Origin of the sequence: Ferruginibacter paludis (assembly GCF_030409685.1) — a bacterium.
GTDB classification, from domain to species: Bacteria; Bacteroidota; Bacteroidia; order Chitinophagales; family Chitinophagaceae; genus Ferruginibacter; species Ferruginibacter paludis.
Window position 1 is genome coordinate 293,558 of the sequence record NZ_JAUFQJ010000024.1, and the last position, 13,212, is coordinate 306,769.

13 protein-coding genes are annotated in these 13,212 nt (G+C 40.0%); 7 read left to right on the forward strand and 6 right to left on the reverse strand.

Annotated features, from left to right (window positions below; genetic code table 11):
- Positions 1-51: 51 nt before the first annotated feature.
- The 4 genes from QWZ08_RS25670 (at position 52) to QWZ08_RS25685 (ending at position 2,411) form a co-directional block, all read left to right on the forward strand.
- Complete coding sequence (locus QWZ08_RS25670) at positions 52-357, forward strand: FtsB family cell division protein (protein WP_290340563.1); 306 nt, start codon at positions 52-54, stop codon at positions 355-357.
- 92 nt (positions 358-449) lie between these two features.
- Positions 450-686: a hypothetical protein gene (locus QWZ08_RS25675; protein ID WP_290340564.1), complete on the forward strand. Its 237-nt coding sequence runs from the start codon at positions 450-452 to the stop codon at positions 684-686.
- Between the two features lie 54 nt (positions 687-740).
- Positions 741-1,391, forward strand: coding sequence for an endonuclease III (nth, locus tag QWZ08_RS25680; protein WP_290340565.1), 651 nt, complete (start codon positions 741-743; stop codon positions 1,389-1,391).
- Positions 1,392-1,475: 84 nt separating this feature from the next.
- A complete protein-coding gene (locus tag QWZ08_RS25685) occupies positions 1,476-2,411 on the forward strand; it encodes a hypothetical protein (protein ID WP_290340566.1) in 936 nt (311 codons plus the stop codon).
- A gap of 18 nt (positions 2,412-2,429) precedes the next feature.
- On the opposite strand, the gene QWZ08_RS25690 is transcribed toward QWZ08_RS25685, so the two are convergent.
- The 6 genes from QWZ08_RS25690 to QWZ08_RS25715 all read right to left on the reverse strand — a co-directional run bounded on the left by QWZ08_RS25690 (position 2,430) and on the right by QWZ08_RS25715 (position 9,808).
- Positions 2,430-4,217 carry an AMP-dependent synthetase/ligase gene (locus QWZ08_RS25690; protein ID WP_290340567.1) on the reverse strand — a complete coding sequence of 596 codons (1,788 nt, stop codon included), beginning with the start codon at positions 4,215-4,217 and terminating at the stop codon, positions 2,430-2,432.
- 161 nt (positions 4,218-4,378) lie between these two features.
- Positions 4,379-5,392 carry a tetratricopeptide repeat protein gene (locus QWZ08_RS25695; protein WP_290340568.1) on the reverse strand — a complete coding sequence of 338 codons (1,014 nt, stop codon included), beginning with the start codon at positions 5,390-5,392 and terminating at the stop codon, positions 4,379-4,381.
- Between the two features lie 90 nt (positions 5,393-5,482).
- A complete protein-coding gene (locus QWZ08_RS25700; RefSeq protein WP_290340569.1) occupies positions 5,483-6,721 on the reverse strand; it encodes a DUF1015 domain-containing protein in 1,239 nt (412 codons plus the stop codon).
- A gap of 41 nt (positions 6,722-6,762) precedes the next feature.
- Complete coding sequence (serC, locus tag QWZ08_RS25705; RefSeq protein ID WP_290340570.1) at positions 6,763-7,830, reverse strand: 3-phosphoserine/phosphohydroxythreonine transaminase; 1,068 nt, start codon at positions 7,828-7,830, stop codon at positions 6,763-6,765.
- Between the two features lie 318 nt (positions 7,831-8,148).
- Positions 8,149-9,117 carry a zinc dependent phospholipase C family protein gene (locus QWZ08_RS25710; protein WP_290340571.1) on the reverse strand — a complete coding sequence of 323 codons (969 nt, stop codon included), beginning with the start codon at positions 9,115-9,117 and terminating at the stop codon, positions 8,149-8,151.
- 37 nt (positions 9,118-9,154) lie between these two features.
- Positions 9,155-9,808 (reverse strand): DUF502 domain-containing protein, encoded by a 654-nt coding sequence (locus tag QWZ08_RS25715; protein WP_290340572.1) that lies wholly within the window; start codon positions 9,806-9,808, stop codon positions 9,155-9,157.
- A gap of 85 nt (positions 9,809-9,893) precedes the next feature.
- On the opposite strand from QWZ08_RS25715, the gene QWZ08_RS25720 reads away from it, so the two are divergent.
- From QWZ08_RS25720 to QWZ08_RS25730, 3 genes are read left to right on the forward strand one after another with little or no spacing between them, the layout of a single operon-like run.
- Positions 9,894-10,583, forward strand: coding sequence for a TetR/AcrR family transcriptional regulator (locus QWZ08_RS25720; RefSeq protein ID WP_290340573.1), 690 nt, complete (start codon positions 9,894-9,896; stop codon positions 10,581-10,583).
- Between the two features lies 1 nt (position 10,584).
- Positions 10,585-11,922, forward strand: a complete 1,338-nt coding sequence (locus QWZ08_RS25725) for a TolC family protein (RefSeq protein ID WP_290340574.1) — start codon at positions 10,585-10,587, stop codon at positions 11,920-11,922.
- A 10-nt stretch (positions 11,923-11,932) separates the two neighbouring features.
- The gene (locus QWZ08_RS25730; RefSeq protein ID WP_290340575.1) at positions 11,933-13,174 is read left to right on the forward strand and encodes an efflux RND transporter periplasmic adaptor subunit; all 1,242 of its coding nucleotides are present in this window, start codon (positions 11,933-11,935) and stop codon (positions 13,172-13,174) included.
- Positions 13,175-13,212: the final 38 nt, after the last annotated feature.

Sequence of the window (13,212 nt, forward strand, 5' to 3'; positions counted from 1 at the left end):
AAATTGGAGGTATAAATTCCAGGTCTCTATCCGGCTATTAATATAGTTTAAATGAAATTGCTGTCGCAAATACCTTCCTGGTTAAAGAACAAATACCTGCTGGCAGCAGTTTTTTTTGTTGTGTGGATGTTTTTCTTCGACCCTAAGGACTGGGGTGTGGCATATGATAAAAATGCCAAATTAAAAGAACTTCAAAAAACGGAAGATCATCTTACCGGTATTATAAAAGACACAAAAGAAGAACTGGAGCAGTTAAAGACAAATGCCCGCACTATTGAAAAATATGCCCGGGAAAAATACCTGATGAAGAAGGACAATGAGGATTTATTTATTGTATCTTCGGCTCCCGCCAATTAAATTATCAACAATCCTGTACAATAATGATTACCAATGGTCGTTTATGACTATGGATATGATATTTAATTTTTAAACAAGCTATTAATTTGCCTATGCACAGTTTTACACCAGAGGATCTCATTCAGTATGTCTATAATGAGACTTCTACACAAAAATCGGCAGCTATCAGGGGTGCTCTTGAAACGGATTGGAAACTTCGTGAAAAGTACGAAGAAATAATTTCAGCTCAGCAAGCTCTTGAAAAGGTAACTTTTTCACCACGTAAAAAAGCAATCGACAACATTCTGGCATATGCCGAGAAATCGCTTGCTCATGCTACGGAGGTTTAAATCCTACTGATTTTTAATATAATTTGCGTCCCGTGTAATACGGGACTTTTTTTTATGACGAAACAGCAACGATACCAGTTTGTAATCGAATACTTCAGTATGCACGCACCTGATGCAGCAACTGAATTATTTTACGATAACCCTTACCAGTTGCTGGTTTCTGTAATATTGTCGGCCCAATGCACTGATAAAAGGGTGAACATGACCACGCCCGCTATTTTCAAACAATATCCTACGGCTGAAGATCTTGCCCGTACTAATTTTGAAACTTTATTCCCATTAATAAAAAGTATTTCTTACCCGAATAACAAAACCAAACATCTTATAGGGATGGCCAAAATGCTGGTAGAAAAATTTTCGGGCCAGGTGCCAATGACTGTAGACGAATTAATGTTGCTTCCCGGTGTGGGAAGAAAAACGGCCAATGTGATAACATCAGTTATTGATGAACAGCCCAATATGGCAGTAGATACCCACGTGTTCCGGGTAAGTGCGAGGTTAGGTTTAACGACCAACGCAAAAACGCCACTGGCAGCGGAAAAGCAACTCACAAAATATTTTCCGGATAATTATATATTTAAAGCACATCATTGGCTTATACTGCATGGGAGGTATATTTGCACAGCAAGAAGTCCAAAGTGTACGGTTTGTGGTTTGAAAGCTATCTGCAAATATTATAACAATAACAAAAACCATAAAATATAAAGGCCGGTATGGCCGTTTTTATCATAACGCTAATTTTTTTATTACAGAATAATAATTAAATTTATATATCATCACTATAGTTGAATGAAAAAAATCGCAATTCTAACTGTTACTCTGTTTGTATTTCTAATGCCTCCTCCCAAGGCATCTGCGCAATATTATTTTTACGATAATAACTATTACAATACCCCATTAATGTTTGAATTTGGCGGATCTGTTGGCGCAATGAACTGCCTTACAGATGTAGGCGGCAGAAGGGGCCTTGGAAAGCGATTTGTGAAAGATTTAAATCTGGGTAATAACCAGCTAAATGGCAGTGTATATTTCACTGCAATTTATAAGGAAGCCGTAGGATTAAGGATTGAAGGAAGTTTTGGACATATAAAGGCGTACGATAGTATTTTGAAACCTGTACAGGAAACTACACCCCGCTACAACCGCAACCTGAGTTTTACTTCTAAAATATCTGAGTTTTCCGTTATAGGCGAAATGTATCCCATCTTTCTATTCGTTAACTGGGCAAGCCGGGATGATGAACCTCCCTCATTTTCGCCTTACCTGCTGGCCGGTATCGGTTATTTTTCCTTCAATCCGCAAACTGTGTTGAATGGAAGAACGGTTGACCTGCAACCACTTAGTACCGAAGGGCAGGGTTTTGCAGAATACCCTACCAGGAAACCATATAAATTGCAACAGATAAGTTTCCCGGTGGGCATTGGTATGAAATACGAATTGTCTCGCATATTTAATCTTCGTGCTGAGTTTATGTATCGCTTTTTAACTACGGATTACCTGGACGATTTAAGTACGCGATATATCAATCCTTCACTCTTTGCAAATTATTTTAGCGGAAGTCAATTGGCAGATGCCATTGCGCTAAATGACAGGCGGAGTAAAACAGATGCAAAATACCCGATCAATCCCAATGGCGGACAAATCAGGGGCAATCCGAAAAACAATGATGCCTTTTTTAGCTTTAATCTTAAGATAGGAATATTGTTGGGTTGGGAAAAAAGGTAAGCAGATAATACGGTTACTTTACCTATAAATTCTTTCAATCGCATCTTTATATTTCTCCATTATTACCTTGCGTTTCAGTTTTAATGTTGGCGTAAGTTCGCCACTGTCGATCGTCCACTCATTCGGTAGTAATTCAAAACGCTTTACCTGCTCCACGTGATTAAAAAATTCATTGAAACTATCAATCAGCTTACGGTATAAGTCTAATACTGCAGGATGGTGAATGGCTTCCTCATTGCTGGTAAAACTGATTTGTTGCTGGCGCATCCATTCTTTAAGGTTAGGTATTGAAGGAACAATCAGCGCGCCTACAAATTTTTGTTCAGCGCCAACAATCATCATCTGTTCTACAAAAGGCGATTCCTTCATCTTATTTTCAATCGGCTGCGGTGCAACATATTTTCCGCCGCTGGTTTTAAACAGTTCTTTTTTCCGGTCTGTTATTTTTAAATATTGTTCATCTTCAAAAATACCAATGTCACCAGTATGTAGCCACCCGTCAATGATTGTTTCTGCAGTCAAATCAGGTCGTTTGTAATACCCCATCATAACGCTTGGACCCTTTACACATATTTCGCCATCCGGCTCCAGTTTCACTTGCTGGCCTTCTATTACAAGCCCCACGGTGCCAAACTTTGTCCCCCCTTTACGCTGGCAGTTTACACTGATCACCGGGCTGTTTTCAGTAGGGCCGTAGCCTTCGTAAATGGGAATTTTTGCCGCAGTAAAAATTCTGATTAATCTTACCTGGCAGGCAGCTCCACCTGTTACAATAAACTCTACATTGTTGCCCAGGCCTTCCCTCCACTTGCTAAAGACTAACTTGTTGGCAAGAGCAAGCTTCATATTGTACCAGCTACCCATATTGCTGCGGTTGTCGTACTGATTGCCCAGCGTTACGGCCCAATCGAATAATTTCCTTTTGACGCCAGTGAGTTCAGTTCCTTTGGCCATTATTTTTTCGTACACTTTTTCCAGCAACCGGGGAACTGTACAAAATAAGTTAGGCTTTACCTCCTTCAGATTTTCGGCTATGGTATCAAGGCTTTCAGCATAATAAATTGAAATACCGCTATCGATATAAATATAGGAAACCATTCTTTCGAAAATATGATTGAGCGGCAAAAAACTCAATGCCCTTGCTGTGATGTTGTCCTCAAAAGGAAAAGATTTTTTTGAGTTTAACACGTTGCTTACGATGTTCCGGTGGCTTAACATAACTCCTTTAGGCGTACCGGTTGTGCCCGAGGTATAAATAATAGTAGCGCAATGTTCAGCCAAAATGGATTGTTTTATTTTCTCCAGTCTTAACAAATCAGTATCATCCGCGGGACCCAGAATTGTTGTCCAGTGACTGGCTCCTTCCACTTCATCGAAACTGTAAATATCTTGCAGGGAAGGTACCCTGCTGCGAATACTGCTTACTTTCGACAAAATATCATCGCCACTTAGAAAGGCTAATTTCACTGTCGCGTCATTAAAAATAAACTCCAGTTCGTTAATATTGGTTGTAGGGTAAATAGGGCAAAGTGCAGCACCTATTTGCTGGCAGGCAAGATCAAGAATAAGCCATTCGGGGCGGTTTTTACTTACAAGTGCAATTTTATCCTGGTTAGCTATAGTCATATCCTTGCCGCCGAGGCCCAGTTTCATCAGGCCAACGCTAAGCCTGTCAACGAGGCTTTTTACTTCTGCCGTGCTATACAATTTCCAGCTGCCGTTTTCTTTTCCTGCAAGCATATCCGCTTTGGGAAATGTATCCAGCTGATATTGCAAAAAATCAAATATTCTTGAGTGGTCGTTCATAATGAGCAATCGTTAACTGTAAGCTGGTGCAATTATTATTCTTAACCTTTCAGATTTTGTATTGTGTAACATAGATGACTGAAATTATTTTGGCACAAGAAATTAATTGAAAACTAAGATAGCTAAAATTAATTAACCGTTTCTTTAGGGCAGAAACAAATTCAATAGCGGTAGTACTGAGCGACAGGAATTTTAAAAACGCGGCCTTTTTGAAAACGGTTGAGATCACTGTATTCAGTAGCATGCGCTACAGTCCAATTTTGAAAAACTGCCAGGTTTTGTGCAGCTCCAAAAAGCCATTGATTGTAGGCATCAAATAATCCATCCTGTAGTAATTGCTTTTGTAATTCAAACAACCGGAAAGGATATTTGACTTCGTAATTTTTTTCCCAGTCTAATATGAAACGGGTTCTTATCATCGTCAGCGATTCGGGATTGATACCTGAAACAGCCACGCCCGATTGTTTATTCATTGTTTCAATAAAAGCATTGGCAAAAGCAGACCTGTTCTTGTCTGTATTATCTTTTGAAATATCCGTATCGATAAAAAGTTTTTTATAACTCTCAGATATAATCGATTTTATTTCAGGGGCATTACTGCTCAGCGGTTCCATATTTACAAATATTTCCCCATACAGAATACTCCAGATCTTTTCAGTGCCCGAAACGTAATAATACTTACAGGCATTGTAATAATTTTTAGAATAATCCGGGTCCAGTTCTATTCCTTTTTCCCACAATTTAATAGCAGTATAATCCTTCTGGCTATATAGTAGTTCTGCCAGTTCGTTATACAAAGGACCACTTACAGGAAATCTTTTCAGGCCCTTACGGTACAATTTTTCACACTCCTTTGGCAAATCCATTTGCTGGTAAATAATTCCTGCAATCTGATAACTCTGGTCGTCCGCGTCTTCTCTGTCCAGTGTTGTTTTGATTAGTTCAAGCGCCTTATTATTGTCTTTCTGAAGATAGTACCCCATCGAAAGATCTTTTATGATCTCGATATTCTTCGGCTCCATTTGTATTGCCCTGTTCAGTACCAAAACGGCATTGGCATAATCGCCCTGCTGCATGAATGATTTTGCAGTAGCCTGTAACTCGGAGGCTGTTTGAGCATACCCCAATTGCCAGCTGCAAGTCAACAAAATTATAATGGTGTTTATCCGCTTCATTCTCTAAAAATACTATGAAAAAACCAAAGCCGCCTGTAGGTAGCGCTTAGCGAAAACTTAATTTTTTACTAAAGTGCCCCCCAGCGCTGACTATGCAATATCATAAATCAGGTTGGTCAATAAGCCGTCTCTCAATTTAGGTTCAAACCAGGTACTTTTAGGAGGCATCACGTTCCCGCTGTCAGCAATGTCAAACAGCTGCTGAATAGTAACAGGGTGAAGGCTGAAAGCAATGGCCATTTCTCCGCTGTCCACTCTTTTTTCAAGTTCCCCCAGTCCCCGGATACCACCTACAAAATCAATACGTGTATCCGTCCGTTGGTCTTTAATATTTAAAATGGGATCAAGAAAATTATCCTGTAAAATAGTAACATCCAAAATACCAATCGGGTCTGTGGTATAAGTATTTTCTTTAGCCGTTAACTGGTACCATTGCTTGTTGGCATATAAACCAAACTGGTGCAATGCTGCGGGAGAAAAAGCCTCTGCTGCTTTCTCAATAACAAATTTTTCTGAAGCTTTTTCCAGTAATGTTTCTATCGTTAATCCGTTTAAATCTTTCACCACCCTGTTGTAATCCATAATCATCAGCTGACTTGCCGGAAATAAAGTGGTCAGAAATATACCAGCACCTGCGGGTGCATCTTTGCCCAGGGCTGCACGTACTTTGGCTGCTGAAGCTGCCCTGTGATGACCATCAGCAATGTAAGTGCAAGGCACCTGCGTTTTAAATATATCGCTTATCTTCTGAATAGTTTCATTGTCATTGATAATCCAAATGGTATGCTGTATGCCATCATCCGCTTTTAAATCATACACCGGATTTTTACCTGTTTGCCAGTCACTGATGATGGTGTCAATCTCTGCTACATTTTTATACGCTAAAAAAACATTACCCGTTTGTGCACCGGTTGTTTTTATATGATTGATCCTGTCCTGTTCTTTTTCAGGCCTGGTAAATTCATGCTTTTTTATCAGGTCATTTTCATAATCGTCCACGCTGCTGCCACATACCAGTCCCGTCTGGCTTTTGCCGTTCATGATGAGCCGGTAAATATAATAGCACGGTTTACTTTCCCTGAATAATACGTTACGGCTTATAAAAGCATCCAGGTTATTTTTTGCTTTGTCATACACTTGCTGCGAGTGGCTGTCTGTATCTTCTGGTAAATCAATTTCACTTTTTGTAATGTGCAAAAAACTAAAGGGGTTCCCCTGCGCTTCTATTTTTGCCTCCTTGCTGCTAAGCACATCATAGGGGCGGCTCGCTACTTGTTTTGCGTGTTCAGCCTGGGGTCTTAATGCTTTAAAGGGCTTGATAGTGATCATGTGCTCAATGTTATCTGTGGTAAAAATAATAGCGATAAATATTATGAATTTTGTGCAGCAAATTCTTTCATTGCCTGCACCAGTACTTCCACGCTGCTGATGGGTAATGCATTGTATAATGAAGCCCTGAAGCCTCCCACCAACCGGTGACCTTTAATGCCAACAATGTTTTTTTGTTTCGTGAAACTTAAAAAAGCTTCTTCCTGTGCAGGATTGTTCATAACAAAACAAACATTCATTTTACTTCTGTCTTCTTTTGTTACAGTGCCTGTAAACAAAGGATTGTCATCTATCTCCTGGTATAATAAAGCTGCTTTGGCATCATTCAATTTTTCTACTGCTGCAACCCCTCCGAGCGCTTTCAGCCAGCGGAGTGTGAGCATACAAACATATACTGCAAACACAGGTGGCGTGTTCAGCATACTACCCTCTTTAATATGATTGCGGTAATCCATTATTGTAGGAATAGCACGTTTAATTTTACCCAGGATAGCAGGGTTCACTACCAGCAGGTTTACGCCGGCAGGACCCATATTTTTTTGAGCACCGGCATAAATTAAATCGAAAGAATTAAAGTCGATTACGCGGCTGAAAATATCACTGCTCATATCCCCTACCAGGGGTACACTTGTCTTCGGAATTTTTTGCCACTGGCTTCCGTAAATGGTATTATTGGTGGTAATGTGAAAATATTTTGAATCATTCGGTACCGCAAAATCTTTTGGTATAATGGTGTAATTACTTTCCTTTCCTGTACAAACTACTTCTACTTTGCCAAATAATTTTGCTTCCTTAATTGCCTTGATACCCCACACTCCGGTATCGGCGTAAGCGGCTGTTTCTTTATCGTCCAGCAAATTCATGGGCACCTGCATAAACTGGGTAGATGCGCCGCCATGTAAAAACAATACTTCCCGGTCATCGTTCAATTGCATCAGTTCTTTAACCAATGCCCGTGCTTCATCCATTACCGCCTGGAAAGTAGATGTACGATGGCCTATTTCTAAAATGGACAATCCTGAATTCTGATAGTTCAGCACAGCTTCGGATGCCTGCTGAAAAACTTCTTTGGGTAATATGGAAGGGCCTGCGTTAAAATTGTGTACCATACATTCCTTTCTCCTAAAAGGTAATTTTATCTTCTTTGCTAAATAATTTTTGCAAAAATAACGAATGGAGCAGGAAGAAAAATTTATTTATTCGATGGCAGATGACGGATCGATAATGCCTGAATTATGATACCTGATCTCTGATGACTGATGGCCGATTCTTTTCAAAACGGTGGTCATCATTTCATCCCACGCCTTTTCATATTGACAAGAATTGCCTATACTAATGCTTTTTCTGTTTACACAACCACTGTGACTAAAAAACGCTGAACAAATTAAAGTCTAAAGTCAGGAGGACATCAGCCATCAGACATTGTATTATTCTTCCTGCTTCCCGATCATTCTACTGCCAGAACGCCACTGATTATTCAATTCATCAAAAGCCTTTATATCATCTGCTGAAAACTGTTGTTTTGACAAAGCCGTAAGATCCGGCTGACCTGCATTTACCCAGGCAGTATACCAGAAAGATGCAACGGCAAAAATCGATTGCCGCATCCTTCTCTCAATCATGCCATCCAGCTTTTTATTATAGGCAATGGTAAAGGCGGAAGAATACTGGCGCACAAGCACGCCGTTGCGGTTTTCAAAAGCATATTTCTGATCGCTTCCAAATTGCTGTGTCAGCTCTTTTTCAAATAGCAAAACCGAGTCGGCTGCTTTGGCACTTTCCAATACCCTTGCCCAGGCAAACTCCAACGGATTGCTAATGTATGCAGCCTTGCCGATAAAAAAATCAAACTCATTTTCCGCCAGCAATTCAGGTACACGGCTTTCCCAAAAACCGTGAATGCCTCTCTGATTGGTATATTGCCCGTTGTGATTGCTGTTGGCATGCAAGGGCACATGTGAGTCGGCGATATAGTGACCAAGTTCAGCACTGTTCTTCATGATGCGGCTGAAATTCTTTTCTTTGAAAGCTGCTGTGAGCCTGCCCAGCATGGTTTGTATATGCCAGGGAACAATGCCATATTCTTTCAATGAATCTTCGCCATATTTTTCTATGGCAGCTTTCCATTTGCGTGGTATGATGGTGTAAGGATATGCGCCGTAATGGTCAATATCTATAAAATGTCTTGGCCCTTCATCTGCTACTATATAACGTCTTTTATCCGGGTCAACCGCATGTTCGCTGATGAAAGAAATATTGGGTTTGTACAGCACCATCATCTGTGGTGGTAATAAAAAAACGGCGTAGTAATTTATTTTTTGATGCGCATAAAATCCCCAGCAAAAACATTGGCTGGTGATACAACACAGGCTGACAAATAAAACGATGCTTTTCATTAAAATGTTTGACAGCCGAAAAGTATTACAATTTTTTTTATTTAGCAGGATTAAAAAATTCCTTGCCATGCGGTTCCACAACGTCTGTAACGCCACCACTTACTGCAAACTTCATTGTTTGTGCAGCACTGATATTGGTGATAGGCTTTACGCGGCTCTTTGGAATAATGTACACATTACCGGCAACGGAGTATGCCATCGGGATGTACACCGCTACATAATCTTTAAAACCGAACTCTTCCATGTCATCCTGGGTTATAAATCCAACACGCCAAACGTCATTGTCATCTACATTGGCCAATACATTGTTGGTAAATTTCTTCTTTTCCCCAGCGAAGGCTTCAAAAAAATCTTTCAGGGTTGAATAAACGAACTTTATTCCAGGTGTTTTTTCAAGCACCCGGTCGAATACATCGACAATTTTGGTAAAAATATAGGAAGAAGAAACATAACCAATCAGTAAAACCATTGAAATCACCAGTATAAAACCTACCCCGGGTATACGCCTGATATTCCCCTGCGCATCCTCCATCAGCCTGGGAAAAATAAAGTGGATAAGGTTCGGTAAAATGCCATCTATAAAACCAAATATGGAAGCAATGGCCCAAAAAGTAATGGCGATAGGCGCCACAATCAGCAAACCCTGCAAAAAATATTGAAATAAGCGCTTGTAAGTAAATGGTTGTTGCATAAAAGAAAATTTGACAAACAAAGATACTTTATTGAGCCGCCTTTCCTTAATATGACAAAATTGTTATGAGTGGTTTTAAAAAAGGATGGAAACTTTGGTTACACAAAAAGTTTCCGTAGTTTTGCGTTTCATTATGGCAGATATAGAAACAGGTGAACGGATACAGCAAAAAGCACATGGGCTTTTTATGCAGTTTGGCTTACGAAGTGTAAGTATGGATGATATTGCCAACAGCCTTGGCATCAGTAAAAAAACTATTTACCATTATTATGCCGATAAGGATGAACTGGTGGATGCCGTGATAGACGCGGAGTTCAGGAAAAATGAAAGTATTTGTGAATACGACCGGGTGAATTCAAAAAACGCCATTGACGAAATATTTATGGCCATGGACAAAGTGGTGGAAATGTTCAGCACCATGAACCCATCACTGGTATTTGATATGCAGAAATATTTTCCGAAAGTGTTTCAAAAATTTCATTCGCATAAAAATGATTACCTCTTCAACGTAATCCGCACGAATGTAGTCAGGGGAATCAGGGAAGAATTATACAGACCCGAATTAAATGTGGATATCATTTCAAGGTACAGGGTAGAAAGCATTATGATCCCCTTCAACCCCGAGTTTCTATCAAAAATGAAATACAATATGGCGGAGATTGAAGAGGAGTTTATTATTCATTTTCTTTTTGGAATAGCTTCTCCCAAAGGGTATAAAATGATTGTAAAATATCAGCAGGAGCGAATTAATAAAAGTAAAGATGCAACAAAGTAATATGAGAAAACTAACAGGAATAATGATCGCGGCATTGCTGATGATTGGCAGTATCGTGAAGGCACAACAGGTAAATCAATTGTCGGCAAAGCAGGCTGTAGAATATGGATTGAAAAATGCGGTACAGGTTAAAAATGCCTTGCTGGATATATTGGTACAGCAGCAAACCAATAAGGACATTACGGCAGCAGCTTATCCAAGTATAAAAGCAACAGGGGCATTTAATGATTACTTAAATATCCCCACCTCATTGTTGCCCGGTGAATTTTTTGGCGCACCGGCGGGCACTTTTATACCTGTAAAGTTTGGAACAAAATATTCTGCCACCGGAGGCATATCGCTTAACCAGACAATTTTTGACGGGCAGGTGTTTGTCGGCTTACAGGCCCGCAAAACCAGCATTGATCTAAGGGTAAAAGCGGCTGAGGTAACAGAGGAAAACATCAAGGCCAATATTTATAAAATTTATTACCAGCTGGTGGTAAGTAAAACGCAGATTGAGTTATTAAATGCCAACATTTCCCGGCTGGAAAAACTGTCGCACGACACAAAAGAGATTTACAAAAACGGCTTTGCTGAAAAAGTTGATGTTGATAAATTAACCGTACAGATAGCCAACCTGGAAACGGAAAAATTAAAGGCGCTCAACAGCATCGCCAATGGATATGCAGGTTTAAAAGTATTGATGGGTATGCCAATGAAAGACAGTCTTCAACTAACGGACACATTGAGTGAAAACGAATTAAAAGAAAACATTTTAGAAAGTTCAAACTACCAGTACAGCGACCGTAAGGAATATCAACTGGCTGAATTAACCAGCAAATTAAATGGCTTTAATATAAAAAGGTATCAACTGAGCCAGATACCAACCTTAAGCTTTAACGCCAATTACAGCAAGCAGGCGCAACGCACACAGTTTGATTTTTTTAAACGCAGCGGAGATTGGTTTACCACCTCTTTTATAGGTTTTAATCTTACCATTCCAATCTTCAACGGTTTTAGTGCAAGGGCTAAAATAGCAGGAGCAAGGCTTGCGTTGCAGCAATCGCAAAACCAACTGGAAGCGCAAAAGATAAGTATCGACAACGATGTAACAGCTGCTAAAAATAATTTTATCACGGCTATTGCCACCATCGACTATCAAAAGAAAAACATGGCCCTGGCAGAAACGGTATATGAGCAAACCAAAAAGAAATACGAAGTAGGTACCGGAAGTACAACAGAAATAAATACGGCACAGGTTGATTTAAAAACTGCGCAAACAAATTACATCAGCGCTTTGTATGATGCCATTATTGCCAGGATTGATTTTTTAAAAGCAACGGGTAAGCTGAACTAAATATAAACTCATGATCAATAAAACTAACAACGTGAATAAAATAATGAACCATACAACCATGAAACAATTTGTAGCGATACCAGCTGCTGCATTGATATTATTGTGCAGTTGCGGCGATAGTAAAAAAGACAGCAATGCAAATTTGAATGATAAAAAAGCAGCCCTTGAAAAATTAAAAGGCGAAAAAGATAAACTGGATTCAAAGATTACGAGTCTTGAAACGGATCTTGCTAAAATTGATACCAGTGCAGCAGCACAACAAAAAGCAAAACTGGTAGCAGTGCAAACTTTAGCTGCCAGTGACTTCGCTCACTACATTGAACTGCAGGGACGAATTGATGCTGAAAATGTAAGCTATGTTACGCCACGTGGTGCACCTGGACAAGTAAAGGCTATCTACGTAAAGCAGGGCCAGCAGGTAAAAAAAGGCCAGCTGTTATTGAAGCTGGATAATGCCGTAGTGCAGCAAAACGTGGTAGCAGCAAGACAAGGCCTGGAAAGCATTAAAACGCAACTGAGCTATGCAAAAAACATTTACCAGCGCCAGAAAAATTTATGGGACCAGGGCATTGGCACCGAAGTGCAATTGATTACTGCAAAGAACAATGTAGCTACTTTGGAAAACCAATTACAGGCCAGTGAAGAAAATGTAAAGGCTGTGCAGGAACAAGCCAACACCTCCCTGGTATACAGTGATGTTAATGGCATTGCTGACCAGGTAACGGTAAAGATGGGCGAATCATTTGGCAGCCCCGGGTCTGGTGTTATAAAAATTGTAAACAACAGCCAGCTGAAAGTTACCGGTAATATTCCTGAAAATTATCTTGGCTCTGTAAGTAAAGGAAGTCCTATAATCATTCAGCTTCCGGATGCCAACAAAACGATTAACGCCAATGTAAGTTTTGTAGGCGCTTCTATTGATGTCATCAACAGGGGATTTGTTGTGGAAGCAAAACTGCCTGCTGATCCATCACTTAAACCAAACCAGATAGCCCTGATGAAGATCAAGGATTATGGAGCATCCAATACCATTGTTGTTCCGTTGAACACATTGCAGAACGATGAGAAAGGAAAGTTTGTAATGGTGGCAACCACCGAGAATGGTAAAATGATTGCGCATAAAAGAACCGTTAATATTGGCCAGTTGAATGGCGATTCGCTGGAAGTAAAAACAGGTTTAAAAGCCGGCGATGTATTGATTACTGAAGGATTCGGGAGTTTGTACGAAGGGCAGTTGGTGACGCTGAAATAATTCCTCCTTCCCCTGAAGGGGAGCCAAAGGCAGTTCAC